The sequence below is a fragment of the Caulobacter sp. GW821-FHT09B08 genome (genome assembly GCF_059418225.1).
Genome location: NZ_JBWKPL010000002.1, coordinates 222,576 through 247,776 on the forward strand (window position 1 = coordinate 222,576; position 25,201 = coordinate 247,776).

Annotated in this window: 26 protein-coding genes; 12 read left to right on the plus strand and 14 right to left on the minus strand. The window is 67.0% G+C overall.

What is annotated here, in order from left to right; translation table 11 throughout:
• Positions 1 to 25: 25 nt before the first annotated feature.
• Together AC07OA_RS07470 and AC07OA_RS07475 are read right to left on the minus strand one after the other, a co-directional pair.
• Positions 26 to 565, minus strand: coding sequence for a hemerythrin domain-containing protein (locus AC07OA_RS07470; RefSeq protein ID WP_494663154.1), 540 nt, complete (start codon positions 563 to 565; stop codon positions 26 to 28).
• Positions 566 to 838: 273 nt separating this feature from the next.
• Complete coding sequence (locus AC07OA_RS07475; protein ID WP_494663155.1) at positions 839 to 2,086, minus strand: dicarboxylate/amino acid:cation symporter; 1,248 nt, start codon at positions 2,084 to 2,086, stop codon at positions 839 to 841.
• Positions 2,087 to 2,364: 278 nt separating this feature from the next.
• On the opposite strand from AC07OA_RS07475, the gene AC07OA_RS07480 reads away from it, so the two are divergent.
• From AC07OA_RS07480 to AC07OA_RS07495, 4 genes are all read left to right on the plus strand, one after another.
• Positions 2,365 to 2,952: an SRPBCC family protein gene (locus tag AC07OA_RS07480; RefSeq protein ID WP_494663156.1), complete on the plus strand. Its 588-nt coding sequence runs from the start codon at positions 2,365 to 2,367 to the stop codon at positions 2,950 to 2,952.
• Between the two features lie 33 nt (positions 2,953 to 2,985).
• Entirely contained in the window at positions 2,986 to 4,176 is a 1,191-nt protein-coding gene (locus AC07OA_RS07485) for a zinc-dependent alcohol dehydrogenase (protein ID WP_494663157.1), read from the plus strand.
• Complete coding sequence (locus AC07OA_RS07490) at positions 4,176 to 4,964, plus strand: SDR family NAD(P)-dependent oxidoreductase (protein ID WP_494663158.1); 789 nt, start codon at positions 4,176 to 4,178, stop codon at positions 4,962 to 4,964. The genes AC07OA_RS07485 and AC07OA_RS07490 overlap by 1 nt, the downstream gene beginning before the upstream one ends.
• 192 nt (positions 4,965 to 5,156) lie before the next feature.
• Entirely contained in the window at positions 5,157 to 6,149 is a 993-nt protein-coding gene (locus AC07OA_RS07495) for a sensor histidine kinase (RefSeq protein ID WP_494663159.1), read from the plus strand.
• A 35-nt stretch (positions 6,150 to 6,184) separates the two neighbouring features.
• Here AC07OA_RS07495 and AC07OA_RS07500 read toward each other — a convergent pair whose 3' ends face one another.
• Positions 6,185 to 6,406, minus strand: a complete 222-nt coding sequence (locus AC07OA_RS07500; protein WP_494663160.1) for a DUF6894 family protein — start codon at positions 6,404 to 6,406, stop codon at positions 6,185 to 6,187.
• A 156-nt stretch (positions 6,407 to 6,562) separates the two neighbouring features.
• A complete protein-coding gene (locus AC07OA_RS07505) occupies positions 6,563 to 7,330 on the minus strand; it encodes a Crp/Fnr family transcriptional regulator (RefSeq protein ID WP_494663161.1) in 768 nt (255 codons plus the stop codon).
• 216 nt (positions 7,331 to 7,546) lie between these two features.
• Here AC07OA_RS07505 and AC07OA_RS07510 point away from each other — a divergent pair, with 216 nt between their 5' ends.
• A complete protein-coding gene (locus tag AC07OA_RS07510) occupies positions 7,547 to 8,281 on the plus strand; it encodes a Crp/Fnr family transcriptional regulator (RefSeq protein ID WP_494663162.1) in 735 nt (244 codons plus the stop codon).
• An 8-nt stretch (positions 8,282 to 8,289) separates the two neighbouring features.
• On the opposite strand, the gene AC07OA_RS07515 is transcribed toward AC07OA_RS07510, so the two are convergent.
• A complete protein-coding gene (locus tag AC07OA_RS07515) occupies positions 8,290 to 8,940 on the minus strand; it encodes a DUF6766 family protein (RefSeq protein WP_494663163.1) in 651 nt (216 codons plus the stop codon).
• Positions 8,941 to 8,942: 2 nt separating this feature from the next.
• Complete coding sequence (locus AC07OA_RS07520) at positions 8,943 to 10,127, minus strand: alpha/beta fold hydrolase (protein ID WP_494663164.1); 1,185 nt, start codon at positions 10,125 to 10,127, stop codon at positions 8,943 to 8,945.
• A 259-nt stretch (positions 10,128 to 10,386) separates the two neighbouring features.
• Between AC07OA_RS07520 and AC07OA_RS07525 the strand changes: the two genes are divergently transcribed.
• Positions 10,387 to 11,310 (plus strand): methyltransferase, encoded by a 924-nt coding sequence (locus AC07OA_RS07525; protein ID WP_494663165.1) that lies wholly within the window; start codon positions 10,387 to 10,389, stop codon positions 11,308 to 11,310.
• Here AC07OA_RS07525 and AC07OA_RS07530 read toward each other — a convergent pair.
• The 4 genes from AC07OA_RS07530 to AC07OA_RS07545 are packed head-to-tail and all read right to left on the minus strand — an operon-like array spanning position 11,307 to position 15,984.
• Positions 11,307 to 12,137: a cyanophycinase gene (locus tag AC07OA_RS07530; protein WP_494663166.1), complete on the minus strand. Its 831-nt coding sequence runs from the start codon at positions 12,135 to 12,137 to the stop codon at positions 11,307 to 11,309. The genes AC07OA_RS07525 and AC07OA_RS07530 overlap by 4 nt on opposite strands.
• The gene (locus tag AC07OA_RS07535) at positions 12,134 to 13,012 is read right to left on the minus strand and encodes an isoaspartyl peptidase/L-asparaginase family protein (protein WP_494663167.1); all 879 of its coding nucleotides are present in this window, start codon (positions 13,010 to 13,012) and stop codon (positions 12,134 to 12,136) included. Before AC07OA_RS07535 ends, AC07OA_RS07530 begins: the two co-directional genes overlap by 4 nt.
• A complete protein-coding gene (cphA, locus tag AC07OA_RS07540) occupies positions 13,005 to 15,740 on the minus strand; it encodes a cyanophycin synthetase (RefSeq protein WP_494663168.1) in 2,736 nt (911 codons plus the stop codon). Before cphA ends, AC07OA_RS07535 begins: the two co-directional genes overlap by 8 nt.
• A 1-nt stretch (position 15,741) precedes the next feature.
• Positions 15,742 to 15,984 (minus strand): hypothetical protein, encoded by a 243-nt coding sequence (locus AC07OA_RS07545; RefSeq protein WP_494663169.1) that lies wholly within the window; start codon positions 15,982 to 15,984, stop codon positions 15,742 to 15,744.
• Between the two features lie 91 nt (positions 15,985 to 16,075).
• Between AC07OA_RS07545 and AC07OA_RS07550 the strand changes: the two genes are divergently transcribed.
• Positions 16,076 to 17,011: an iron-containing redox enzyme family protein gene (locus AC07OA_RS07550; protein WP_494663170.1), complete on the plus strand. Its 936-nt coding sequence runs from the start codon at positions 16,076 to 16,078 to the stop codon at positions 17,009 to 17,011.
• Between the two features lie 131 nt (positions 17,012 to 17,142).
• Here AC07OA_RS07550 and AC07OA_RS07555 read toward each other — a convergent pair whose 3' ends face one another.
• The 3 genes from AC07OA_RS07555 to AC07OA_RS07565 form a co-directional block, all read right to left on the minus strand.
• Positions 17,143 to 18,429: a VWA domain-containing protein gene (locus AC07OA_RS07555; RefSeq protein WP_494663171.1), complete on the minus strand. Its 1,287-nt coding sequence runs from the start codon at positions 18,427 to 18,429 to the stop codon at positions 17,143 to 17,145.
• A gap of 98 nt (positions 18,430 to 18,527) precedes the next feature.
• Complete coding sequence (locus AC07OA_RS07560; RefSeq protein WP_494663172.1) at positions 18,528 to 19,364, minus strand: DMT family transporter; 837 nt, start codon at positions 19,362 to 19,364, stop codon at positions 18,528 to 18,530.
• A 347-nt stretch (positions 19,365 to 19,711) separates the two neighbouring features.
• The gene (locus tag AC07OA_RS07565) at positions 19,712 to 20,356 is read right to left on the minus strand and encodes a chemotaxis protein CheX (protein WP_494663173.1); all 645 of its coding nucleotides are present in this window, start codon (positions 20,354 to 20,356) and stop codon (positions 19,712 to 19,714) included.
• 447 nt (positions 20,357 to 20,803) lie between these two features.
• Here AC07OA_RS07565 and AC07OA_RS07570 point away from each other — a divergent pair, with 447 nt between their 5' ends.
• Complete coding sequence (locus AC07OA_RS07570; protein WP_494663174.1) at positions 20,804 to 21,148, plus strand: hypothetical protein; 345 nt, start codon at positions 20,804 to 20,806, stop codon at positions 21,146 to 21,148.
• A gap of 46 nt (positions 21,149 to 21,194) precedes the next feature.
• A complete protein-coding gene (locus tag AC07OA_RS07575; RefSeq protein ID WP_494663175.1) occupies positions 21,195 to 21,929 on the plus strand; it encodes a hypothetical protein in 735 nt (244 codons plus the stop codon).
• 49 nt (positions 21,930 to 21,978) lie between these two features.
• Here the strand turns inward: AC07OA_RS07575 and AC07OA_RS07580 are convergent, their stop codons facing one another.
• Entirely contained in the window at positions 21,979 to 23,034 is a 1,056-nt protein-coding gene (locus tag AC07OA_RS07580; protein WP_494663176.1) for a sensor histidine kinase, read from the minus strand.
• 230 nt (positions 23,035 to 23,264) lie between these two features.
• Between AC07OA_RS07580 and AC07OA_RS07585 the strand changes: the two genes are divergently transcribed.
• From AC07OA_RS07585 to AC07OA_RS07595, 3 genes are all read left to right on the plus strand, one after another.
• The gene (locus AC07OA_RS07585) at positions 23,265 to 23,465 is read left to right on the plus strand and encodes a hypothetical protein (RefSeq protein WP_494663177.1); all 201 of its coding nucleotides are present in this window, start codon (positions 23,265 to 23,267) and stop codon (positions 23,463 to 23,465) included.
• 171 nt (positions 23,466 to 23,636) lie between these two features.
• Positions 23,637 to 24,698: a blue-light-activated histidine kinase gene (gene lov, locus AC07OA_RS07590; protein WP_494663178.1), complete on the plus strand. Its 1,062-nt coding sequence runs from the start codon at positions 23,637 to 23,639 to the stop codon at positions 24,696 to 24,698.
• A 47-nt stretch (positions 24,699 to 24,745) separates the two neighbouring features.
• Positions 24,746 to 25,195, plus strand: coding sequence for a CsbD family protein (locus AC07OA_RS07595; RefSeq protein WP_494663179.1), 450 nt, complete (start codon positions 24,746 to 24,748; stop codon positions 25,193 to 25,195).
• Positions 25,196 to 25,201 lie beyond the last annotated feature (6 nt).

Consider the following 25,201-nt stretch of genomic DNA (forward strand, 5'->3'; position numbering starts at 1 on the left):
GCAGAGGAAATTGGGGAAGTGGCCGTCAGGCCAGGATCGGCGGGGCGGCGAGAAGGCTCACCAGCTCGGCCTTGCGGGCCGCGAGCTTGGCGCCCAGGGCTTGCAGGTCGATCTTGGTTTCGCGCACCTCGGGGAAGAGCTCTTCCTCCTCCTCCTTGACGTGATGGCGGACCTGCTCGCCCAACACCTTGATCTTGGCGTCGTAGAGCGGCTGGCCGGGCGCGCCGGCCTCGATCTGCGCGATCAGGGTCTTGGCGCCCATGTGCTCGACGATGGCTTCGTCGATCAGGTCGCCGTCGCCGGTCTCCTCGCGGGCCGGCGGATAGAAGAATTCCTCCTCGATCTGGGCATGCACCTTCAGCGCCAGGCAGATCTGGTCGGCCAACGCCTTCTTGGCCGCGTCGTCGGTGAGGGTCTCGTACTGGTCGAAATAGTCGTCCACCTCGCGGTGATCGGCGATGAGCAGCGAGATCGCGTCCAGTCCGCGGGCCTTGGGCGCCGCCGCGGCCTTGGTCGCCGCGCGCGTCGAAGTCTTCCTGGCTTTGGTTTTAGCCGTGGTGGCCATGAGAGAAGTTCCGATTGGGGTGAGGCCTGTCCAACCGGTCGCCTCGTCGCCTGTTCCGAATTCATTCCGATATGCGGCGCCGTCCGGCGCTCAGCGACGGAGCTCAAGGCTAGAGATCTGGCTACAGAGGGGCGTTTTTCGCCCGTTGAGCGATTTAGCCGCCTGTATCCGCCTACATCGAGGCACGGCGCCGTCTTGAGCAAATTGCGGCGACGAGACAGACGTCCCATCAAATGATGCTGGTGCGGCGAGGCTTACGGGCGTCCTTGCAGTTCACCGGGCCGGCTCGGCGCACTCGCTTTCGTGGCCGATGGTCGCTGCGCCGTCGCGAGGGCGGCCGACGATGCGGGCGACCGCCAGATCCGTGGTGACGTTCCCGAGCGTCCGGAAGATGTCGGGGATCGTCTCGACCGCCAGCAGGACGGGCAGGGCGTCGAGCGGAACGCCCATGGCCAGGCAGACGGGACCGATGGTCGCGAAGAACGAGACCTGGGCCGGCAAGCCGACCGCCGCCAAGCTCACGGCCGCCGCGACCAGGACGCCGATCATCAGTGTGGCGGGCGACAGCACGACGCCGTGAAGGTGGGCCAGATAGATGGCCACGGCGATGTTGGCCGCCGCGCTCGCCGCCCGGAAGATCGACACCGAGAGCGGCAGAACGACTTCGGCGGCGCCGGGCGAGGTCCTCAATGCGCCCGTCGCGGTGATCATGGCCGGAAGGCAGGCCAGCGAAGATTGCGTGCCAAGGGCGACGACCTGAACGGGAAGGGCGGCCTTGGCGAAGGCGAGGGGAGAGATCCGTCCAACGAGCGCCGACAGGACGTAGGCTGACAGGGTGACGGCCAGGCAAGCGGCGGCGACGACCAGGACGTAGTGGACGAGCGTTCCCGCCGCGCCCAGGCCCATCTTGGCGCCGACGCCGAACCCGAGCGCCATGACGCCGATCGGGCCGACGAGCAGCACCCAGTGGACGATGACCAGCATCGTCGCCACCACGGCTTCGAAGAAGGTCGTCAGCGGCGCACGCAGATGGGTCTCGATCCGACTGGCCGCGAAACCGAAGAACAGCGCGAAGACCACCAGCGGAGCCATGCTCATCTCGGCGGCGGCCTTGACGGGATTGGCGGGGATGATGCCGCTGAACCAGGCTCCGGTCGCCGCCAGGACCGGCGGACCCGAGCTCGGCGCGCGCAGGGCCATGCTGCCGGCGGGGATCGGCGTCCAGGCCAAAATCGTGGTCGTCAGCACCGCGCTGAGCGCGCAAGCCGCGACCAGCAGGATGACGAACCAGAGCATCGCCCGGGCCGCCACGCCCCCCGCCTTGGCGCTGGAGGTCGCCGAGCCGACGCCCGTCACCAGGAGACCGAACACGAGCGGCACGACCGTCATCGTCAGGGCGTCGAGCCACAGCTGTCCGACCGGAGCGGCGAGGGCGGACAACAGATCGAGCGTCGCCGACGACCGACCGCTCAGCGCCGCACCCGCCAGCAGACCCACCGCCAGTCCCAGCAGGATGCGCATGGATAGGGTGTTCCATCGCCTGGCGGTCGAGCCTGGTGTCGGCGGGATCATCATCTTGCCCTCGGTGAGCAACGCAAACGGCGCGGCGGGACAATGGCTCCGTGGAGGGCTGCACGTCAGGACGACCGTGGGCGGGAGCGGCCGGTGGGCGAACTTCATGGGCCATAAGCTTCGCCGCGATGGCCGCCTTGCTGGCCGCCGCGCGCCGCAAGTCTTTCTCGTCGCGGCAGGAACACCTGTCCCCCCGAGCGGTTGTCAGCGGACAGGAGAACCACCCCATGTCCGACGAGACCATCGCCCGCGCGCTGGAAAGCGACGCGCCGCTGACTGCCGCCGTCCATCAGCGCGACGTCGCCCACGCGGTCGCCGAGGAGCACGACTGGCATGCCGCGGCCCTGGTTGGCCGCACCGTCACGATCAACCGGCCACGCGCCGAGCTCTATGCGTTCTGGCGCGACTTCCGGAACCTGGCCCTGTTCATGGAGAACGTCGAAAGCGTCACGCCCGGCGAGGGCGGTCGCTCGCACTGGGTGGTCAAGGCTCCGGCAGGCAAGACGGTCGAATGGGACAGCATTCTCACCGAGGAAGTCGAGAACGACACCCTGGCCTGGGAGTCGGCCGAGGGCGCCGACATCAAGAACGCCGGCCGCATCGAGTTTCGCGACGCACCTCCGGGGCGCGGCACCGAAGTGACCGCGACCATCGTCTACGAGCCGCCCGGCGGCGACCTGGGCAAGCTAATCGCCAAGCTCTTCCAGAAGGAGCCGAAGATCCAGGCTCGCCGGGAGCTTCGCCGCTTCAAGCAGCTGATGGAAACCGGCGAGATCTCCACCACGAAATCCCCCGAAGCCGCGCCGCAAGGCTGAGCCGAACCCTCATTTGATAAGACGGAGACGCCCATGCGCGCCCTGACCTGGCACGGAAAACACGACGTCCGCATGGACACCGTGCCCGACCCGAAGATCATCAATCCCCGCGACGCGATCATCAAGATCACCTCGACCGCCATCTGCGGCTCGGACCTGCACCTGTACGACAGCATGATCCCCTCGATGGAGCGGGGCGACATCCTGGGCCACGAGTTCATGGGCGAGGTCGTCGAGACCGGCCCAGGCTCGACCCTGCAGAAGGGCCAGCGGGTCGTGGTCCCGTTCGTGATCGCCTGCGGCAAGTGCTTCCATTGCGAGAAGCAGCAGTTCTCGGGCTGCGAGAACTCCAATCCGGCCGAGACCCAGGACCTGGGCGAGATCGCCTACGGTACGGCCATGACGGGGCTGTTCGGCTATTCGCACATGACCGGCGGCTATGCCGGCGGCCAGGCCGAGTATGTCCGCGTGCCCTATAGCGACGTCGGCCCGATCGTCATTCCCGACGGGCTGGAGGACGACAAGGTGCTGTTCTTGTCCGACATCCTGCCCACCGGCTGGATGGCGGCCGAGAACTGCCAGATCGAGCCGGGCGACACCGTGGCGGTCTGGGGCTGCGGCCCGGTCGGCCTGTTCGCGATCCAGAGCGCCCTGATCCAGGGCGCGCACAAGGTGATCGCCATCGATCACCATCCCCACCGGCTGGACCTGGCCAAGGGGATGGGCGCCCAGGTGATCAACTATCACGACGTCAAGGTGCGCGAGGCGCTGATGGCGATGACTGGCGGCATCGGTCCCGACGCCTGCATCGACGCGGTCGGCATGGAGAGCCACGGCTTCTCGATCGACAACGTGCTCGACGCGGTCAAGGTGGCCACGCGCCTGGGCACCGACCGGCCTCACGTGCTGCGCGAGGTGATGATGGCCTGCCGATCCGGCGGCCGGATTTCGGTGCCTGGCGTCTATGGCGGGATGGGCGACAAGATGCCGATCGGCGCGATGATGGAGAAGGGCCTGCAGATCAAGACCGGCCAGACCCATGTTCACAAGTACCTGCGGCCGCTGCTCGACCTGATTGGCGAGGATGTCATCGACACCACTTTCCTGATCAGCCACCGCCTGCCGCTGGAGAGCGCCCCGGACGGCTACAAGATGTTCAAGGAAAACCAGAACGAGGTGACCAAGGTTGTCCTCAAGCCCGACTGGCAGAAGGAAGCGGCGTGATGATCGAGGAACGTCGCCCCCTGGCCGTGGTGACGGGGGCCTCGTCCGGCATCGGCTATGAACTGGCCCGGCTCGCCGCCGAGGACGGTTATGACCTGATCATCGCGGCCGATGCGATGTCGATCGCCGAGGCCCAGGTCGGTCTCGAGCACCTCGGGACCCGTGTCGAGGCGCTGCAGGTCGACCTGTCGACCACCGACGGCGTCGACAAGCTGTTGGCGCTGATCGGGGAGCGGCCCGTCGACGCCCTGATGGCCAATGCGGGTCGCGGCCTGGGCCACGCTTTCCTCGACCAGGACTGGGACGAGGCCCGGTTCGTGGTCGACACCAACGTCACCGGCACGATCTACCTGCTGCACAGGGTCGGCCGCGCCATGCGCGAGCGCGACCGTGGCAAGATCCTGATCACCGGCTCGATCGCCGGCCTGATGCCAGGTTCGTTCCAGGCCGTCTACAACGGCACCAAGGCTTTCCTCGACAGCTTCTCGTTCGCGCTGCGCAACGAGCTGAAGGACACCAACGTCACGGTCAGCTGCCTGATGCCCGGTCCGACCGACACCGAGTTCTTCGAACGCGCCGACATGCTCGACACCAAGGTCGGCGCCGATCCTAAGAAGGCCGACCCCGCCGACGTGGCCAAGATTGGGTATCGCGCCATGCTGAAGGGCGAAGGCGATGTCGTGGCCGGCTTCAAGAACAAGCTGCAGGCGGCGATGGCGGCGGTGACGCCTCAAAGCGTGCTCGCCGAACAGCATCGCAAGATGGCCGAGCCGGGGTCCGGCGCCTGATCCGGCACCAGTCTGCGTCTGATCGCGGCAACGCTTGCCGTGACACGCGCGCGAGTCGAGTAATCGACAGTGCTTTCAATCAGGGTGCTCTACATCCGATGGGTCGCTGTTAGACGCGTCTAGCCACCAGATAAGACGCGCTTGTCACGACGTGGCCTGCTCGGCTCAACCCTATTCGCAGGCACCGCAACCATGTCGAGCTCGATGCGCGGCCTTTGGGATGACAAGCGCCTGCGCTCCGCCGTGAAAGCGGCGGGGGTCGCGCTCTGGTCCTGGAACGTCGACACCGACCAGCTTGATCTCGACGATCGGGCGTTCGAACTCTGGGATCTTCCGCCGAGCGATAAGGTCTGCTTCGAGGATCTTTCCGTCCGCATCCACCCCTCCGATCGCGATCGCGTCCGCGCGGCCTTCGCCACGACCAAGGCGATTGTCGGGGCTTACGATCTGGATTTTCGGATTCTGGTCGGCGACGAAGTCCGCTGGATCTCGGCGCGGGGCACGGGCGTCGAACGCAACGCCGTGGATCGCGTCGTTCTTGGCGTCTTCCTGGATGTCACCGGTCGGAAGCAGGCCGAGGAGGGCCATGAACTGCTGGCCGGCGAAATGAGCCATCGGGTGAAGAACCTGCTGAATATCGCCACGGGCCTTACCGCGATCACGGCTCGGTCAGCGAGCACCCCGGCCCAGATGGCCGAAGAGCTGATGGAGCGCCTGACCGCCTTGGGCCGCGCCCACGACTTGGTTCGTCCGATCCCGGGGCAGCAAGGCAAGGCGGCCCTGCTCGGGGATCTCGTGACCGTTCTCCTTGCGCCTTACAACGACCTCGGCGCGTTCAAGGGGCGCATCAGGGTGTCCGTCCCTCGCATGGGCGTCGGCAACAACGGGGCGACGGCCTTGGCGCTTGTCCTCCACGAACTAGCCACCAATTCGATGAAGTACGGCGCACTGTCGGGTCCTGCAGGTTCCCTGGATGTCTCTTGCGGCGCCTCTGGCGATGACCTGGTCATCATCTGGACCGAACGCGGCGGTCCGCGCGTGACGCCGCCCTCCGCCGAGGGCTTCGGAAGCTCTTTGATCGCGCGATCCATGTCTCGCCAGCTTGGCGGCTCGCTCGACTACGCCTGGGATCCGGATGGTCTCATTGTCACGGTGACGGTGAAGGCCAACCGTCTGGCGACCTAGGCCGAATGTCGAGGGCGGCGTTACCGCCGGGACGGTCAGGCCCGGCCCGAAGCCGCGCCCTCCCAGATCCTCCGCCCCCCATCGTCTCGGACGATGATGCGCAGGATCACGTTGGCGGAGGCGGAAAGGGCACGGTCGCGCAGGATTTCCGACAGTAACAACAGGGCTTGGCGCGCGGCGGCGGCGTCGTCGGCCGCTTCGACGACTTCGAGCGTCGGCTGAACCTCGCCCGAAATATCGAAGTGGTAGGTCTTCATCGCGACGCCTCGCGCGGTCCTATCCGCCCCTGATCAAGGTCCGCCACACGGCGCCGTTCCGGGCTCGCCGCCGATAGACGGCTCAATGGCTTTCTTTCAAGGACAGCCAAGGCGCTGACCGGTCGCGCTTGCGATCAATTGATCGGACCCTGCGCATTAATCTTCCTCTCGAGGACTTTGCGTCTGGCGAGCTGCGGTGATCACCGCCCATTCGGCGGGATCCTGCTGGGGGGCTAGTCGTCCGGCGTCGAAGTCCCCCAGCACCGCGAGCCCGTCCCAGTCGTCGATCTCCAGCACCCCGTTGCGCAGCGCGGCCAAGCCATCGTCGCGCAAGCCGCGCAGCACGCGGTGGATATGCACGACCGACAGGCCCAGGGCGTCGGCGATGTCGCCTTGCACCGCCGGGAAGTCGCAACGACCGTCCCGGGCCAACTGCAGCGCCTGCTGACGCCAATAGACCTCGCACAAGAGATTGGCCGTCCTGGCGGCCGCCGAGCGGCGCCCCAGGCCAACCATCCAGTTGCGCTGCCATTGGGCCTCGGTCAGGACGGCGCGGCACAGAGCGGACAAAAGGTTCGGGTGGGCGCGCACCATCGTCCGCAACTCATGGGGCGTCGTGCTGCGCACCTCGCAAGGTCCCAGAGCCTGGACCTCGTGATCGGCGCCGACGAATAGTCCCGCCAGGTCAATCAGGTCACCGGGCGTGGCCACGCCGAAAATCTGGCGCCCGCCGTCGGCCAAGACCTGTTGCTTCACCGCCAGGCCGCGGGCCAGCAAGCGCAAGTGCGATCGCTCGCCGGCGGCCAGGATGGCTTGGCCCGCTTCGAAGCGCTCGACTGTCTGGGAGCACGACATCAGACTATCCCGAACACTGTCGCGCAAGGGACCGAACCGGTCGAGGCTTGCGATCAGCAGGCGGCTCATGCCGGCCCCTTCTCGGCGGACGGCCATTGAACCCTGACTGTTCCGCCGCGTTCGGTAGATCTGGTCGACACAACCGCCTCCGTGATCGGCGCACCCTAGGAGGCGCGGCGGAGGCGGGCGTTGATCTAGGTTAGTTCGACCTATCATTTGATGTGCGATCGATCGGCCGACCATTCGGTCTTGACCCAGAGGGGGGACGCAGCGTCCCTGAGCGCCATGTCCTCATCACCGACGATCACGCCCCTGGTTCACAAGCTGGCGCGTCGCGACGCCCTCTCGAGCGCTGAGCGCGACGCGCTCGCGACGCTGCTCGGGCCCGAACGGCATGTGCCGGCCGGGGGCCTACTGGTCGAGCCGGGGGATCGCCCCAGCTTCAGCACCCTTCTGATCAGCGGCTTCTGCGCCCGTTACAGCCTGACCGTGGATGGCGGCCGGCAATTGACCGAGGTCAACGTCCCCGGCGACTTCGTCGACCTTCACAGCCTGCTGATGCGCCAGATGGATCACGGCGTGGTGGCGCTGGGCGACTGCGTCGTCGCGCCGGCCCCCCACGCCGACCTGCGACGGCTGACCGAAAACCATCCGCACCTGACGCGCTTGCTGTGGCTCGAGACCGTGGTCGACGGCGCGATCCATCGCCAATGGCTGGTGACCATGGGCCAGCAGAACGCGGCCAGCCGCTTGGCCCATCTGGCCTGCGAACTCTATTGCCGGCTGGAAGGCGCGGGATTGGCGCGAGATCACCAGTTCAGCAACCCGATGACCCAGGCCGATCTTGGCGACGTGCTGGGCCTGACGCCCGTGCACGTCAATCGCGTCCTGGCCGACCTGCGCCAGCAGGGGCTGCTAGAATGGAAGGCGGGGCTGGTCACCATTCCCGACTGGGACAGCCTGGTGAAGCTGGGACAGTTCGATCCGGCCTATCTGCGCTTGCAGAGCGACCCGGTCTGAGCAGGCGGTCAGGCGCCGGTTTGGCTGTCCGGCGCGGCGACGGGCTTGGACTCCGGCGAATTCTTCTGCCGCAGGACGATCGACAGCACGACCAGGGCGGCCGTCGACAGGAACTCGCTTTGCCAGTTCTGGAAGGACTCGAACCACAGCTGCGGATCGCCGAGATAGGCCAGTGTGGAAACCCCGGCCTGTCCATGCTCGGCCGCCTCCTGCGCCGCGGCCTTGGCGCTGAACGTCCAGTGCAGGACGAACGAGGCCAGGAACAGCAGGCCCAGGGCGATGCCGAGCGAATGGGCGTAGAGCCAGCCGGCCGCGCCGCCGACTTGCGCCAGGCGAGGGGCCTTGGGATCCCGGCTGGGAAGGCGATCACGCTCGGGCGTGTCGGGATCCTTCGACTCCGACGAGCCGCGCTGGATCAGGAAGGCGGTCAGCACGACATAGACCGCCATCTGCAGGAACTCGCTCTCCCAGTTTTCGAACACCGTCGAGATGAACATCGGGTCTGAGAGATAGGCCCAGGGGCCGATGACGGCCTGGCCATGGCGCTGCAGGTCCTCGACGGCCACGCGCCAGCCCGTCAGCCACTGGCCGACGAAGCTGGCGGCGAACATCAGCATCAGCACGACGGTGAGGCCGTTGTTCTTGAGCCATCGGGTCATGGTCACGCTCCGGCCAGGAGGCCGTCGTCGTCCATCGTCACCACGCCGGACGCGGTGGGCCACGGTCGGCTCCACACCGTCTGGCAGAAAGCCTCGATCTGCGAGAGGTAAGCCTCATGCCGCTCGAGAAAGCCCATGTGATTGGCCTCGGCGACGACGGACAACTGGCCGCCCGGCGTGGTTCGCGAAAGGACCTGGCTCGCTGATTTCAAGGTGACGATGTCCTGGTCGCCGGCGAGGATCAGGGTGGGGATCGTCATGGCTTGCAGCGCGCCGTCGGCGTCCCAGCCGAACATCGCCAGATTGCCGCGCGCCAGCAAGGCGGGCGGGTTGCGGGTCGCCAGCAGGGTGGTGTGCTCCAGCTGGCTGCGCGTGACATGCTTGGCGAAGCCCAGGCGGTTGGCCACGTGGGCCGAACCGCTCAGATAGCCTTGCCAAGCCAAGAGCCATGCCAGGGGCTGCAGCAAAATGGCGAGCCGCAGGATGGGCTCGAGGAAGGGCCAGCGCAGGGCCTGGGCCAACGGAGACAGCGCCATGGTCTTCAGAGGATTGGTGAAGGTGGTGTTGACCAGCACCACGCCGGCCATCTGTTGGGTCGAGGCGGGATGGTCGCGCACAAGGGTCTGGATGGTCATGCCGCCGATGCTGTGGCCGATCAGCACCGCGGGCGCTCCGGCGAAGGCCATGACCGCCTGCAGGTCGCGCGCGAAGTGGGACAGGTCCACCGCCCCCTTCGCGGCGTGAGAGCGCCCCAGTCCGGCCAAGTCCCAGACGATGACTCGGTAGCGTGTCGACAGCGCGCGGCGGAGATAGAACCAGATGGTGCCGTCCAGGCCCCAGCCGTGGGTCAGGATCACGGTCGGCCCGTCGGCTGGGCCATGGACCTCCACATAGAGCCGCGAGCCCGTCGGGCTGTCGAGGAACTGGCCGTCGCCGCGCTCGGCGCGGGTGGGGTCGGTATCGCGATGGGCCAGCAGCGCCGAGGCCACCAACCGGCCCAGGAACGACCAGGCCAGCAGGCCGACGCCCAGCCACAGCCGCCAGTCGTCACGGACATGGATGGCCTGGCCCGCGACGTCGAGCGTCCAGCGACCGCCGTACCAGGACCACAGCGCATAGCCGCCCGCCGCCAGGATACCGAGGGACAGCAGCGACAGCGCGATCCGCGCGAGGATGATCAAGGGCATTGCAGGCTTTCGGGACCACGCGTTTTGCGTGCGACCCTAACCGCTGGCCCCCATGGCTGTTCCGCTCGGGCAAGCGGTGGCCGGAGGGAACGCGGGGGCGAGCTTGGGCTTAAAGGGGCGCGGCGCGGGCCCTGGCCTCGCGCCTTGACGCTCGTGCAGCCCCAGGACGGGCGGCGCTGAGGCCGAACAATCGCCGGTGGCCCGCGTCCCCGGAGTATCAAAAGATGGGGTCGCGCAGTGCGAACCCGGGAGATCGCACTTGGAAAGATCATCGGCGCTTGGCGCCCTGCTGGCGGCGTTGGACGACCAGGGCTACGATTTCGTCACGCCCACGCCTTCCGTCTGTCGCCGCGCGGCGGAGCGGAAGCCGGCGCATGATGATCCGTTGCGGGACGCCCTGGGCTGGAGTCGGGCCTTCGATCGCCAGGACCTGGAACCGGAGCTCTTCAAGCTGCTGGCGGCGGGGCAGGTGCTGACGTTCGAGGGCGAGCGATTCAGAAGCCGGGTGCGGGTGTCTCGCTTGGACGGGATGCTGTTCCTGCACTCGGCCTTTCCGGCCACGGCCAGCGACGCGGTGTTCCTGGGGCCGGACTCCTACCGCTTCGCCCGCCTGATCGCCCAGGCCACCGCCGGAGACCGCGTGGCAAACATCGCCGAGATCGGCTGTGGCGCGGGCGTGGGCGGCCTGGCGGCCGCCAGGCGCTTCCCAGACGCGCGCCTCACGCTCGGCGACATCAATCCCCGCGCCCTGGACCTGGCCTCGATCAACGCGGCCCACGCCGGGGTCGCGTTCGAAGCCCGGCTCAGCGACGGCATGGCGGCCCTGGAGGGGCCCTATGACCTGATCGTCGCCAATCCTCCCTATGTCGCCGGAGAGTCCGGGCGGGCCTACAAGGACGGCGGCGACCTGCACGGCGCGCGCCTGGCCTTGGACTGGAGCGCCCAGGCCATGGAGCGCCTCGCTCCCGGCGGCAAGTTCGTGCTCTACACCGGCAGCGCCATCCTCGATGGCGGGGTCGATGCGTTCCGCGTGGCCCTCGAGGGCTTGGTGGCGGGCTCGCCCCACCAGCTGACATACGAAGAACTCGATCCCGACATCTTCGGCGGCGAACTGCGACGCGAGGCCTATGCCGATGTCGAGCGTATCGCCGCCGTGGGGGCCATCATCCGGCGCCTGGCCTAGGTCTGCGCCGGCATCGGCGCCTGCGGCTGGCCATGCGGACGTCGCGTCGTCAGGTTCAGACCGTCGCCGCTGGCCAGGACATGCAGGCGGACGTCGAACATCGACAGGGCCCGTTCGGCGCGAGCCTCGGCAATGTTCGAGGCGCTGACGCCCTCGGCGTCCACCACATAAACCGCGCCGCTGCCGATCACCTTGAAGTCGTCACCCTCGACCACGATGGCGGTGTCCTCGTCGATGCCGACGCCCAGCACGCGCGGGCTTTGGGCCACAGCGCCCAGCAGACGTCCGATCCGGCCGCGCTCGGCGAAGTGCTGGTCGATGATGGCGTCGCGCACCAGGCCCAACCCCGGCGCCATCTGCAGGTCGCCGATCCGGTGGGTCTCGGAACTGGCGCCGCGGACCATCATGGTGTCGCTCATCACCGAGGCGCCCGCCGAGGTGCCGGCCAGCACGCCGCCGGCCCGCCAGATCTCGCGAATCCGCGCCTCGATAGGGGTGTCGCCGATCTGGCTGCTGATCCGAAGCTGGTCGCCACCGGAGAAGAATACCCCGGCCGCCCCGTCCAGCAGGGCGAGCTTGCTGGCGTCGTGGGCCTCGGCCCGGTCGTCGACATAGAGCTCCACGAGGTCGGTGACGCCCAAGGGCTCGAAGGCCTTCCTGTAGGTCTCGAAATAGCCCTCCGGCGCATGGGACGCGATCGTGGCCAGCACTAGGCGCCCGCCCTTCAGCCGTTCGGCGACGGCCTTGAGGATGATCTTGTCGCCCTCCTTGTCCTCGTGCCCCCCGATGATGATCAGCGGGCCTTCGGCGGTGGGGGAGGCGGTCATGAGGGATCTTTCTGGACGTCTTGCGCCCGATTCACGAAGGCCTTGGCGGGATGTCCCGCGCGGGCGTGGGCGACGGCGAACTGGGGGCTGTTGTGGCCCCAATCGACGCGCCCGTCGGCGTCGATGACGATCAGGCCGGCTTCGCCGCCGACCTGCGCGAGGCGGACCAGGGCGGCGGCGATGGCCTCGCCCGGAGGCAGGGCCTCCAGGCTGTGCATCAGGCGCGCGGCCAGGATGGTGCGGATCAGGCTCTCGCCGTCGCCCGACAGCGACACACCGCCGACGGCGTTGTCGGCGTAGAGGCCGCAGCCGGGCAGGGGAGAGTCGCCGATCCGGCCTTGGTGACAGCCGGTCAGGCCGCCGGTCGAGGTGCCCGCCGCCACGTTGCCGTTCATGTCCAAGGCGACGCAGCCGACGGTGTCGCAGCCGGGATCGCCCGACCGCTCGACGACCAGATCGCCGGGTTCGCACAGCTCGCCGTCGTGCTCGCGGGCGAAGCACTCCGCGCCATGGCCGATCAGTAGCACCGGCGTCTCGGGCAGCATGAGGGCGGCGACCGAGATCGGATGGCGCAGACGCTGCACGGCGGCCACGCCGCCGACCGCGAGGGTCTGGCCGTCCATGATCGCCGCGTCGCACTCGACCTCGCCCTTGGCGTTCGGTACGGCGCCGTAGCCGGCGTTGAAGGTGTGGTCGTCTTCCAGGGCCCGCACGGCCATCTCCACGGCGTCCACCGCGCTGCCGCCGGCTTCAAGGATCGCCTGGCCGGCCGCCAGGGCCAGCAGGCAGCCGTCGCGATGCTCCTGTTCCTGCTCAGGCGGGATCGCCTTGGCCCCGCCGTGCAGGATGATCGCCCAGGACGAGGGCTCAGACATGGACGACATCCTGTTGCGGGTTTGGCGAGAGAGAGGCCTGCTCCGGTTGGAAGGTCACCACCTGGTTCCAGACCGCCTCGACGGCCGTGGGAAAGAGCAAGACCAGGTCGCCCGGCCGCGCCATGCGCAGGGCGGCGTCGACGGAGCGGGACTCGCTGGAGATGCGATGCAGGCGTTCGGCGGGGAAGCCGGCCTCCAGCGCCCCCTGGGTCAGCAGGGACAGCACCGATCCGGCCGGACGTCCGCGCCCGTCGGGCCGCTCGCGGAAGATCAGGTCGTCGAACATCTCCGCGGCGATCGCGCCCATCTCCAGGATGTCCTCGTCGCGGCGATCGCCGGGAATGCTGACCGCGCCGATCACCCGGCCGACCGAGGGCCGAAGCTGAGCCACCAACTGAGCCATCGCCCGCATGGCGCCGGGATTGTGGGCGTAATCGACGATGACCCGGAAGCCGTGCGCGTCGTGGACATTGAACCGACCAGGGTTTTCCGCATGCGAGGAGGTAAAGGCCCTGAGCGCCTTGGCCATGACCTCCGGCGTGGCGCCCAGGCCATGTCCGGCGGCGACCGCCGCCAGGGCGTTGGCGGTATTGAACCGGGCCTGGCCGTTCAAGGTGGCGGGGATCTCGTCGGCCCGCACGACCGGCCAGCGTCGACCCTTGTCGTAGACGACGATGTCACCGCCGCCGATGGACGGCTCCAGCGCGACCAGCAGCCCGCCCTCAGCCTGGTGCTTTTGCAGGAACGGACTCATCGCCGGCCCGCCTTCGAGGGTGAAATAGGCGATCCGTCCGCCGGCGTGCCGCGCCATGCGCAAGGTCAGCGGATCGTCGCCGTTGAGAACGCTGACGCCACGCCGCGAAACCGACTCCGTGACGATCGACTTGACTGCGGCCAAGTCTTCCAGCGTGTCCACGCCCTTCAGGCCCAGGTGGTCGGCCGTGACGTTCAGCACCACGCCGACATCGCAGCGGTCGAAGGCCAGGCCTTCGCGCAACATGCCGCCGCGCGCGGTTTCCAGCACGGCGACGTCGACGGTGGGGTCGCGCAGCACCATGCGGGCGCTCTTGGGGCCGCTGGCGTCGGCCTCGAGAATCTTCTCGTCGTTGACATAGACGCCGGTGGTGTTGGTCAGGCCGACCGTCTTGCCCATCTCGCGGCCGATGCGGGCGACCATGCGCACCACCGTCGATTTTCCATTGGTGCCGGTGACCGCGACGATCGGGATGCGGCTGCGGGCGCCCGGTGGGAAGAGGTCAGCGATGACCGCCTTGGCCACGTCGCGTGGCTGGCCCTGGGACGGCTCCAGGTGCATGCGAAAACCTGGAGCGGCGTTGATCTCGACGATGCCGCCGCCGGTTTCGCGGACCGAGCGGGCGATGTCTGGCGCCATGAAGTCGATCCCGGCCACGTCCAGGCCCACGGTCAGGGCCGCGCGGCGGGCGATGTTCAGATTGTCGGGATGGATCTCGTCGGTGCGGTCGATCGCCGTGCCGCCGGTCGACAGGTTGGCCGTGGCGCGAAGGACCACCATCGTTCCCTGTTCCGGGACGTCGTCCAGGCCAAGGCCGACGCGGGCGAGCATCTCGCGAACCTGATCGTCGATGACAATGCGGGTCATGACCTGCTCGTGGCCGACGCCTCGCCGAGGGTCCTGGTTCACAGTCGCGATCAAGTCCGCCACGGTGGCGCGACCGTCGCCGACGACGTGGGCTGGGACCCGCTCGGCCACGGCCACCACTTGGCCGCCGACCACGAGGATCCGGTAGTCGCGGCCGACATACTGTTCCTCGACGACGACGCGGCGCCCGTGCTTGATCGCCTGCTCGTAGCCCCAGCGCACCTGCTCGGCGGTCTCCAGGCCCAGGCTGACGCCGCGACCATGGTTGCCATCGAGGGGCTTGAGCACCACAGGTCCCTTGATCCGTTCGGCCTGTGTCAGGGCCTCGCCGAGCGTGCGCACGACGCCGCCTCGGGGCACGGGCACGCCGGCGGCGGCCAGCAGGGTCTTGGTCAGCGCCTTGTCGCCCGCGGTGACCACGGCGATGTGGCTGGTCTGGCCGGTGATGCTGGCCCGGATCAGCTTTCGGCGCGCACCCCAACCCAGCTGTATCAGGCTCTGCTCGTCCAGGCGCTGGACGGGGATGCCCCGGCGGTGAGCTTCCTGCACGAGCGATCGCGTGGTTGGCCCGAGCGTCTCGCGGCGCGCGATGAGCCGCAGTTGCTCCAGGGCGCGCCGCAGGTCGAACAGCGGCGGCGTCAGGTCGCCGAAGGGCGGGGCCGCGCGGTCGAGGCCCTCCACGCCTTGCAGGTCGCGCGGCAGGAGGCTGTGGACCAGTTCTATGGCGGCGCGGCCGGCGGCCCGGCCCAGGCCTTCGCCCTCGTAGGCATAGAGAATGTTGTAGACGCCCGGGCGTCCCTTGACCGAGCGGGTCTTGCCGCGCCCCACATCCGACCCCGACAGCTTCTGCAACTCCAGAGCCACGTGCTCGATCACGTGGCCGAGCCAGGTGCCTTCGCGCATCCTCAGCAGCAGGCCGCCATGCGACTTGTAGGAACAGCCGTGAGCTTCCAGGCCGGGCAGGGCGGCCATCAAATGATCGGTGAAGCCGGGTATCCGATTGGTCGGCCAGGCCTCCAGCGCGCCGAGATCGAGCTGGATGCGGACCATCGGGCGCGCGGCGTAGAGGTGAGGCCCGCGATAGGTCGCCGTCTCGAGGACACGCATCCTAGGCGGCCTTGGCCGAAAGCTGCGAAACCCAGCCCTGATCGGGAGTCACGACGTCCCGGATCACCAGGGCCGCCGCCAGCTTGCGCGTTGCGGCTAGGCCCTGTGCGCGCAATTGGCCGTCTTCATCGAACGTCCGCCAAAGCCAGGCGCCCGAGCCGGTCGGGGCGATCGAGAACCTCAACATCGGATAGTCGTACATGTCGTCACCTGCGAGAACGGGATGCAGGAACACGCCGCCCATGGGCCGGTTCCTGGCCCACCGATCGCCGCTTGTGGGGCCCATCGGATGATGGGTTGCGGAACCCGGATCGATCGATGCGTCTTAAGCGGCCATGACCAACGCCACCGCCCACGCCCTTCGCATCCGCCCCGCCAACGCATCGTCGACCAATGACGTCGGAGCCATTGATGCGACGCTCCAGCGCCGCCTGTCGCACTGGAACCATCGTCGGCTCGACCCCACCGTGCCGGACGCCGATTGGGAGGCCGATCTCGACGAAGAGCACGCCATGCGCCGCCTGGAAGGCGCCTTCGTCGAAAGCCAGCGCCTTCTGGTCGCTGATCGCGCCGCCGCCGCGCCCAGCGATGTCGAGGGCTTCATCGCCTGGTTCGAGGCGCTGAAGGAAAATGGTCCGGGCCAGGACGATCCCCTGTTTCCTTGGCTCGAGAAGATCGCCGATCTCGAAGAGACGCGCTGGTTTCTTGAGCAGGAAGTCGCGGGCGAGGCGGGCTTCGACGACCTCGTCGCCCTGACCCAGGTGAAGATGCCCGTGCCCGCCAAGCTGGAGCTGGCGCGCAACTACTGGGACGAGATGGGGCGCGGCGCGGAGGCAGGCATGCATGGGCCGATGCTGGACCAACTGGCCAAGGCCCTGGACCTTCGACCCACGATCGAAACAACCGAGCCGGCCTCTCTGGCCTTGGGCAACACTCTGGTCGCCTTTGCAACTACCCGGCGCTACGCCTACCACGCTGTCGGCGCGCTCGGCGCGGTGGAGCTGACGGCGCCCTGGCGCGCCGATCTCGTCGCCAAGGGCCTCAAGCGCCTGGGCGTGGGTAAGACGCGAAAGTACTTCGCGCTGCACGCCACGCTCGACATCGCCCATTCCGAAGCCTGGAACGCCGAGGTGCTGCGCCCGCTGGTGGCCGCCGATCCGAGTTGCGCGCACTTCATCGCCGAAGGAGCGCTGATGCGCTTGGAGGCGGGGCGTCGTTGCTATGAGGCGTATCGCGGCCGACTGTGTATGGCGCTGGCCGCTACGGGTTGAGGGCGCCCAGCTTCGTGTCCTGCCTCAGGGCGCTCAGTAGCCCGTCGATGCAATAGGGCTTGCCGAGTAGCTGGAAGCCGTGCGTGCTTCCTCGGCCAGCACCTCGCTGTAGCCGCTGGAAGGGGGGCTGTTCAGCGGTTCGCATCGGCCGCTGAATCGATGCTCCGTTTTGCCCCAGCCTCTGCGTTGGTGAGTTCGGCCCGATAGGCCTCGTCCCTAGCCCGCAGCGCATCGTGGCGCGCTTTCAATAAGGCTCTGGCTTCCTCCGCGAAGGATAAGGGGCGGCCAGCCACCTGGCGATCCGAGAGGTCGCTGGACATAGCGACATGCTCTTCTGAGGCGAGGCTGCTGATGCATACATGGGTGTCGCTGATGGCGCTGCTGGTCGCAACGTGATTGTCGCTGGTGGCCGTCCAGGTCGCGACATGGTTGTCCGATCGCCGCGTCCATTCCCGCACTTGCGCCGATCTCTCGAGTTCCGCCTCATTGGACAGGTTGACGAACCCGCCGCCGCCCGCCCTTGCGACCGCGGTCAGTTTGGCGGCCTCGCCCGACGGCAGGTTGAAGCCGATGACATTGACGATCGCCCGCGTGCGGCCGCCGTTGATCCGACGGGCGACGGCCACGGGATCACCGCCACAGGTCTCTTCCCCGTCCGACACGACATAGATGACCTGCTCCCCGGGCGTGGCGGAGGCGGCGAGCAGCGCCTCGGCGCGATCGAGCCCGGCGGCGAGCGGCGTCCAGCCGACCGCGCGGACCTGTCCCAGCGCGGTGCGCAGGCTCCCCCGGTTTGCCGACATCGGCGCGAGCACGTCGACGGCGGAGCAGGATTTCGCCTTACCGGCCTGGCTGTTGTTTCCCTGTTGGCCGAAGACCAGCAGAGACGTCTGCACCGACGCGGGCAGCCCGCCGACAAAGCCCAGCGCCGCCTCCCGCGCCAACTCGAGCTTGGTCCGACCGCCCATTCGTCCGGCCATCGAGCCGGACCCGTCGATCATCACGATCACGCGCGTCGGCGGGACCTGTGCGCCGATGGCCCCAGCGGGGCCTTTCAGCGTCGGCTGTTGAAGCGCCACACCCTTTTTGAAGCACGCCTCCGGGTCCTTCTTCGTGAACTGGGCGACATAGGCCCGAGCCTCCGCAGAAGCTGTTTGGGCTTTTCCCTCGGCCTTGACCGGGGCGCGGTCGGCTGCGGCGTTCTGATCGCTCGAGGGGCCTCCGCAGCCGATCAGCGTAAGGGCAAGCGTACAGCTCACAAGACTATGAACAGAAACAACTTTCATCTGCGTCGCCTCTCTCATCAGCACGCGGTCGGTAGTAGGCAAGGCCTTAATAAGGGCGATGCCAGTCTTCTCGACCTTGATGCTGAACGTCCGGTTCCTGGAAGCGGTCCTATGATCGCTTCTGGCGCGCACCAGCCGTCTTGCTGAATAGGCGGCTCCTCAGCGTCACACGCCAGGAGGTCGCCGGGCGTCTCAACGTTGGCAGCCGGCACTCCGGTCACCCGTTGGCATCATCCCTGGTGGCCGATGCACAGGGCTCCAATTGCAACCACGCTGCAGGCGGCGATACGGTAGGCGCTCAGACGCTCTTTCAGGAAGAAGCGGCCGATCAGCGCGGCGAAAACCACGCTGGTCTCGCGAAGCGCCGACACTGGGCCCATGGGTCCTCTCGACATGGCGAAAATCACGATCCCATAAGCCAGCAGCGACGCCAGACCGCCCGCCGCCGCCGTCAAGTTTTCTCGCCGCGATCGGATCAGGCCGCCCCAATCGCGCACGAGGACGTAGATCAGCGGCATCATCGCGTTGCCTAGAAGAGACATCCAGATCGTGTAGCCAACGGATGTGCCCGCAAGCCGCGCGCCGATCCCATCGGTGACGCTGTAGGCGCCGATGAAGCACCCTGTGCCCAAGGCGTAGGGCAGGGCGTCCAGTCCAAGCCTGCGGCCTTGGAAAGCCAGCGAGATAATGCCGCCAGATACCAGGACGATGCCGAGCATGTTGATCGGATCAGGCAGCTCCCTTGCGAACAGCGCCGCGCCTAGAGCAACCAGCAGGGGGGATGAGCCGCGCGCGATCGGGTAGGTCTGGCCCAGGTCCCCGCCGCGATAGGTGCGGACCAAAAACAGATTGTAGCCGACGTGGAGGAGGGCGGAGAGGACAACACAGCCCCAGCTTGCGCGGGCGGGAACCGGAACGACGAAGGTCAGGCCCCCGCAGATGAGCGCTACGGCGGCGGACATCATCGTCATCGACCATAGCCGATCCGCGCCGGCGCGCAGCAGGGCGTTCCAACTGGCGTGAAGCAGGGCGGCCAATAAGACGAGGAGAATGACGCCGAGAGTCATTCAGCAGTGCGCAGCCGGGACATCATCTTGTCGTTCTGCGAGCGCTAAGGGTTGCGAGCAAGGGCCATGGCGGCTCTGGGGCCGGAATATCGGCACCGAGCATGCCGCAAGGTCACTGCACCGCCAGCATTACATCAACGTTTTGCCGGGAGTGGCGCCCCTGGCTAGGGGCAGAAATCTGCTTACCGGAGCCGACCCAAATTCGGCTGATGGCGCCACCGCAACTGCCACCGGCTGCTCGAGGCCGATGTGGGAAACCTTACCTTCGCGTGGCGGAGGAGAGGGGAGAACAGTTTCATGATCCCTGGATTTGCAGCTAGCCAAGGAGATATAGCGTCGCCGCGCTTTTACAGCATCTTTTGAAGAAAAGCCGTCAGCACCTGCTTCAACACTGCGAAGGATTCCACGCCTAAAACCAATCCAAAATACCCCCGCACTTCTCGACCACTGATCGCGAAGTTGACGTAGATGAACAGCGCGACCTGGTCCTTATTGCCGGTAAAAACATCTTCGGGTTTAGACAGTGCGACAGTCGGAATTGTGACTTCGAATTGAACCTCCAGCAGCATTCCGACAGTGCTTAGGAAACCAAGCAGGAGGACGTTGCCAATTTCGCCAAGCGCGTCGTCGACTAAGGCGTCGATCTCGGCTTCAGCCATATCCGCGCCCAGGACTGCGTGAACGAGATCCTTGTAGCTTCCCTCTGGGAATACCAGCAGGGTCTCGCCGTGAAGCAGGCCAGAGAAGCTTTGCCTCACGGCCATGATGCTTGAAAGTCCCAGCGCCTCCATTGCAGTTGCGGCGTTGGCGCCATCAACCACCGAAACCGCAGGCACGGTGAGCTTGACCTCGGCGCCGACCATCGCCCGCAGACGCACGGCCGCGCCACTCACTGCTATATTGACCAGCTCGGTCAGCGCGTCGTTCTCAATTTCCGAAAACACGTCCATTCCCCATGGGCGCAGCCGGCCGATGCTTGGCTGCGGACGCATGTCGAAGCTTCTACGATGAACCTCGACCTATAGCGAGACGGCTAGCCGATCAGCGCAAGAGCGATCGTGCAGGCCACAAGATTACGAACTGGAACGGTCGTCATCTCTGCGTCGCCTCTATCACCAGCACGGGCCGGCTCGACATCAGCTGCCGAAGCCGGGGCCTTGAGGTGGCGCTCGGCGGCCGCTCGTGGCCAAGGTCCAGTAAGCGTCGATGCCGATCTTCTCGGCCCTGATGGTGAACGTCCAATGCCTGGAAGGGGTCCAAGGAGAGCAGTTGGCGCGCTGCAGCCAGACCGCTTGGCTTTCGTCAGGTTGTTTCAACGATGGATGTTACAAACAGAGCCAATCGATCCGGCGATCCGCAATCGAACAATACCGAGCGTCAGCTTAGGAACCGAGTTCAACGCCCGCGTCTTTCTCTCCCACCTCTGGGAGATCCAAGACATGATCAAGTCAATGATGGGCGTCGCGGCCGCCGCGATGCTGTTGGCCGCGTGCGACCAGAACAACGCTGACCACGACAAGGTTGAAGGTCCGGCCGTCTCGACCGCCGAAGCTCCGACCAATGTCGCGGTCGACACTAAGCCGACCACGCAGGAGAGCGGCCCCACGCCGGGCGCCAGCTCCTACACGGCCGACCAGGCTCGGGTGGCCATCGAGAAGGCCGGCTACACCGAGCTTGGCCCGCTCAACCAGAACGCCAACGGCGTCTGGCAGGGCAACGCCACCAAGGACGGCAAGAAGGTCAGCGTCTCGATCGACTACAAGGGCGCGATCACCGCGCTCTAATGCTCGACGACAGTATTCAATCACAAAAATTCGCGGGAACATCACCATGAGCAAGACGATCACCCGGCTGTTCGACAGCCACACCCAAGCCCTGGACGCCGTCTCCGATCTGGAAGCGCGCGGCATCGATCGCGACAAGATCAGCCTCGTCGCAAACAACGCCGACAACTGGCATGACGGCGGCCGGCGCGAGGGGCCGCTGGGCGACCGCAATGGCGACGGCGAGAACGACGTGGCCGACGGCGCCGGCAAGGGCGCGGCGACCGGCGGCCTGATCGGCGGCGGCGCGGGCTTGCTGGCGGGTCTGGGCATGCTGGCCATTCCGGGCCTGGGTCCGGTCGTGGCGGCCGGCTGGCTGGCGGCCACCGCCGTCGGCGCCGCGGTCGGCGCGGCGGCGGGCGGCGCGACGGGAGGGCTGCTCGGCGCTTTAAAGGAGGCTGGCCACAGCGACGAGGAGGCCAATGTCTATTCCGAGGGCGTGCGTCGCGGCGGGACCCTGGTCAGCGTCAAGGCCCACGACGACGAGATCGCCGCTGTCGAGGCCGTCCTCAATGAGCGTCGCGGCATTGATGCGACCGTGCGCGGCGACGCCTATCGCCAAACCGGCTGGACGGGCTTTGATCCTGCCGCCACGCCCTATAGCGCCGATGAAATCGTCCGTGAGCGGACGCTGTACGGCGAGGAGCGGGCGTTTACGCCGAGCGATGACGTTGCGATCACCGACGACGAGCTGCGCCACGGCGATCGTCCGGCCGTGCCGCCGACCGCCCGTCCTTACTGATGTTGTGGCGCGTCCCTGGCCTTGGCTGGGGATGCGCCCGCATTGGACGTTAAAAGGCCAGCTTCCTGGCGTCGATCCGTATCGTGACCACAAGGCCATCTGGGTCCCAGGCGTAGTCAAGCGAGCCGCCCAGCTGGCGTGACATTGACCGCGCCACCAGTGAGCTGCCAAAGCCCTTGGACGGCGGCGGCGAGACCTGGGGGCCGCCACGTTCGGCCCAGATAATCACCACCTCATCCCTAGGCGCGTCGCACGAAACATCCAGCGAGCCGGCGTCGCTGGACAGGGCGCCATATTTCATCGCGTTGGTCGCCAGCTCATGGATGACCAGCGCCAGAGCCGTGGCGGCGCCTTCGCCCACGCCCATGCGCGGCACGGCGACCCTAATGCGTCCCTTGAAGGGGCCGATTTCATCATAAGGGGCCAGCAACACCGTGAGCAGGTCTCCCAGCAAAGCGGCCTTGCCCTGATCGCCCGGGATGGGGCGTACAAGGTCGTGAGCCCGCCCCAGGGCGGTCAGCCGCGCCATCAAGTCCTCGGCCATCTGGGTGGTGGTGGAGGCCGATCGAGCGGTGATCGCGGTCAGGCCCGAGGCGATCGTCAGGAGGTTCTTGACCCGATGGCTCATCTCGCCGGCCAGCAGTTCGTGGCCTTCCTCGGCCTGTTTGCGGCCCGTGACATCGAGAAACACGCCCAACACGATCTTGTCGTCGGCATCCTTTTGAGGGCCTTGTCCGCGGGCCGAGATCCAGCGTACGTCGTCGTCGATCAGGACCCTGAAATCCAGCTCGTAGGGTCCGACGATGGCCTTAGTCGCGGCAAACGCGGCGCTGACCCGGTCACGGTCGGCCGGATGAATGCGGCTGGAAAGATCGGCGAACGCGACATTGTCGCAGACCGGCAGACCCCAAAGAAGAAACGCCATCGCGTCCAGGTCCAGCAAATCGCTCTCGACGTTCCAAGACCACAGCGCCACGCCTGCGGCCTCCACGGCCAGTCGCAGGCGGCGCTCATCCCAGGCGCTGTGCATCGGCTTAGAGAGAGCGTCGCGCGCGCCAGTGGAGCGTGCGTCGTCTCGTGGTCGGGGCCTGGTGGTTTCGGCCATGGTGGCCTTTCCGGAGCGATCGACTGGCTCGCGGTGCGAAAGCCGAACTCAACCTGGTGTCCGCGCCATGCCATAGCCGGCGGCGGGCTCGGCCGAACCTACCACAGTGTGCAAACGCGCGCCGAGTTTCCGACGACACCCTCACCTCGGGCTTACACGGAAACCTTTCGCCGCCGTGGCGTTAATCGGTCCAGCGCCGACTCTGGCGTTTGGCGCGGTGACCCGGTTCCGTGGAAGACACCTATACCTTCATCGGCGCGGAACTTGATGGGCGGGTGCTCTTCATGGATATCGCGTGCCTAGGTAGCGAAGCTGGCGCGATCCTGCATGCGAACGGCCTGATGGACTGGCACGCCGGCGGGGCGCTCGTGGAGATTTGGCGCGGCGCAGGGCTGGTTTCCAGCGTCCCTCGGCCTAAGCCGGCCCGCTGACGAGGGCTCCTTGCCTCGTTCCGGCCAGTGCCAAGCACTTCTCGCGGCTCACTGAACGACAGCCGTGTGAACATCGTTCCGGCGAGAAAAAGACAATTCTTTGATGAGCTTAGGGATGCAACGGCTTGTGAGGCGCGGCGTTGGATTTTTCCGCACTTCACAGAGTACGCCATGAGCGACGTCATCCAGCCGACCGTAACGCTACGCGGCGATCAACCTGCCGCGTCCACCGAGCAGGGACGGATTGATCGCAAGGAGCTGGCGTTCGTCGCGGTGGAGCGTACGCGCATGCCCATGGTCATCACCGATGCGCGGCATGGGGACCATCCTATCGTCTTGGCCAACCAAGCGTTCCTGGACCTGACCGGCTACGCCGCCGAGGAAGTCGTCGGGCGCAATTGCCGGTTCCTGCAGGGGCGAGAAACCTCGAACGAGGCCATCGCCAAGGTCCGGGTCGCGGTGGCGGCGGGCCAGGAATGCGACGTTGAAATTCTGAACTACCGCAAGGACGGATCGGCGTTCTGGAACCAGTTGCACATGAGCCCGGTCCATGACGAGACCGGCCAGTTGCTCTACGTCTTCGCCTCCCAGCGCGATGTCACCGCGTTTCGAAAGGTCAAGGGGCTGGAGGCCACCGAGCACCGCCTGCTGCGTGAAGTCGATCATCGGGCGATGAACGCCTTGGCCATTGTCGAGGGCATTGTCCGTCTCACCCGCGCTGATGATCCTTCGAGGTACGCCGAGGCGATCCAGCGCCGGGTCCAGGCCTTGGCCAGCGCCCACGCGCTTCTTGGACGGGAGGGATGGCGCGATATCCCTCTGGAGCGGTTGCTCCGCGCGCAGGTCGAGCCCTACGCGGGACAGCGCCTCACCTTGCAAGGTCCGCCGGTCGAGATTGGCGCGGCCCTGGTTCAGCCGCTGGCGCTTGTGCTGCACGAAATGGCGGCCAACGCGAGCCGACATGGCGCGCTGTCGGCGCCCGATGGCGAGCTCCAGCTTGGATGGACACAAGACCCTGACGGGCGCCTTGTTATTTCATGGACGGAGATCGGCGGGCCTGCGCCCGTGGACATCCGCCCGCGTGGCTTTGGCGCGACGATGATCTCGGCAATCATCGAACGGCAACTGCGAGGTCAGGCGATCCTGGACTGGCGGCCCGAAGGCCTGGTCGCGCGACTGGTCCTGCCGTGGCTTGATCGTGTCGACGGGTTCAGACTGTCGCCGGCCAATTGAGCGTAGCGCCCGCCGGCTTATCGCTTGTCTATTAAGCAGGGGTGCGGATGTCGCCCAAGGTCGTGGCTCGGCGCATGCGGAACAAGGCGCGCGGGCAGGGGTTTGAGGAGGGCCTTGCGATCACGCGGGCGTCAATCAACGGAAAACCTGTGATGAACGACCAAGTGACCGGCGTGGCGAACCAAGGCGTGGGACGTATCCAGGACGCTGTCGGCGGCCTGACCGGCAATGCCGAGCTCCAGGCCAAGGGCAAGATCAAGGAAGCCGTCGGCACCGTTCAGCAGGCCTTCGGCCAGGCCAAGGGCGGCGTGCAGGACGCGTTCGAGGAGACGCTGGAGAGCGTCCGCGGCCAGATCCATGAACAGCTCGACGCGGTCGAGACCTACGTGGTGTCCAAGCCCTTGCCGGCCGTGGCCATTGCAGGCGCGATCGGCATCGTACTCGGCCTCCTGCTGCGCGGGCGCAGCAAGACGATCTATCTTCGCGACGCGCGCTAAAAGCCT

Coding starts and splice junctions, on each gene's coding strand:
- AC07OA_RS07505 (WP_494663161.1), bottom strand. CDS start 7,330: ATGAGCCGCCTGCTGATCGCAAGCCTCGACCGGTTCGGTCCCTTGCGC.
- AC07OA_RS07490 (WP_494663158.1), top strand. CDS start 4,176: ATGATCGAGGAACGTCGCCCCCTGGCCGTGGTGACGGGGGCCTCGTCC.
- AC07OA_RS07495 (WP_494663159.1), top strand. CDS start 5,157: ATGTCGAGCTCGATGCGCGGCCTTTGGGATGACAAGCGCCTGCGCTCC.
- AC07OA_RS07570 (WP_494663174.1), top strand. CDS start 20,804: ATGATCAAGTCAATGATGGGCGTCGCGGCCGCCGCGATGCTGTTGGCC.
- AC07OA_RS07565 (WP_494663173.1), bottom strand. CDS start 20,356: ATGCGTCCGCAGCCAAGCATCGGCCGGCTGCGCCCATGGGGAATGGAC.
- AC07OA_RS07470 (WP_494663154.1), bottom strand. CDS start 565: ATGGCCACCACGGCTAAAACCAAAGCCAGGAAGACTTCGACGCGCGCG.
- lov (WP_494663178.1), top strand. CDS start 23,637: ATGAGCGACGTCATCCAGCCGACCGTAACGCTACGCGGCGATCAACCT.
- AC07OA_RS07580 (WP_494663176.1), bottom strand. CDS start 23,034: ATGGCCGAAACCACCAGGCCCCGACCACGAGACGACGCACGCTCCACT.
- AC07OA_RS07560 (WP_494663172.1), bottom strand. CDS start 19,364: ATGACTCTCGGCGTCATTCTCCTCGTCTTATTGGCCGCCCTGCTTCAC.
- AC07OA_RS07545 (WP_494663169.1), bottom strand. CDS start 15,984: ATGGGCGGCGTGTTCCTGCATCCCGTTCTCGCAGGTGACGACATGTAC.
- AC07OA_RS07485 (WP_494663157.1), top strand. CDS start 2,986: ATGCGCGCCCTGACCTGGCACGGAAAACACGACGTCCGCATGGACACC.
- AC07OA_RS07595 (WP_494663179.1), top strand. CDS start 24,746: ATGTCGCCCAAGGTCGTGGCTCGGCGCATGCGGAACAAGGCGCGCGGG.
- AC07OA_RS07510 (WP_494663162.1), top strand. CDS start 7,547: ATGTCCTCATCACCGACGATCACGCCCCTGGTTCACAAGCTGGCGCGT.
- AC07OA_RS07480 (WP_494663156.1), top strand. CDS start 2,365: ATGTCCGACGAGACCATCGCCCGCGCGCTGGAAAGCGACGCGCCGCTG.
- AC07OA_RS07475 (WP_494663155.1), bottom strand. CDS start 2,086: ATGCGCATCCTGCTGGGACTGGCGGTGGGTCTGCTGGCGGGTGCGGCG.
- cphA (WP_494663168.1), bottom strand. CDS start 15,740: ATGCGTGTCCTCGAGACGGCGACCTATCGCGGGCCTCACCTCTACGCC.
- AC07OA_RS07515 (WP_494663163.1), bottom strand. CDS start 8,940: ATGACCCGATGGCTCAAGAACAACGGCCTCACCGTCGTGCTGATGCTG.
- AC07OA_RS07575 (WP_494663175.1), top strand. CDS start 21,195: ATGAGCAAGACGATCACCCGGCTGTTCGACAGCCACACCCAAGCCCTG.
- AC07OA_RS07520 (WP_494663164.1), bottom strand. CDS start 10,127: ATGCCCTTGATCATCCTCGCGCGGATCGCGCTGTCGCTGCTGTCCCTC.
- AC07OA_RS07535 (WP_494663167.1), bottom strand. CDS start 13,012: ATGTCTGAGCCCTCGTCCTGGGCGATCATCCTGCACGGCGGGGCCAAG.
- AC07OA_RS07550 (WP_494663170.1), top strand. CDS start 16,076: ATGACCAACGCCACCGCCCACGCCCTTCGCATCCGCCCCGCCAACGCA.
- AC07OA_RS07500 (WP_494663160.1), bottom strand. CDS start 6,406: ATGAAGACCTACCACTTCGATATTTCGGGCGAGGTTCAGCCGACGCTC.
- AC07OA_RS07530 (WP_494663166.1), bottom strand. CDS start 12,137: ATGACCGCCTCCCCCACCGCCGAAGGCCCGCTGATCATCATCGGGGGG.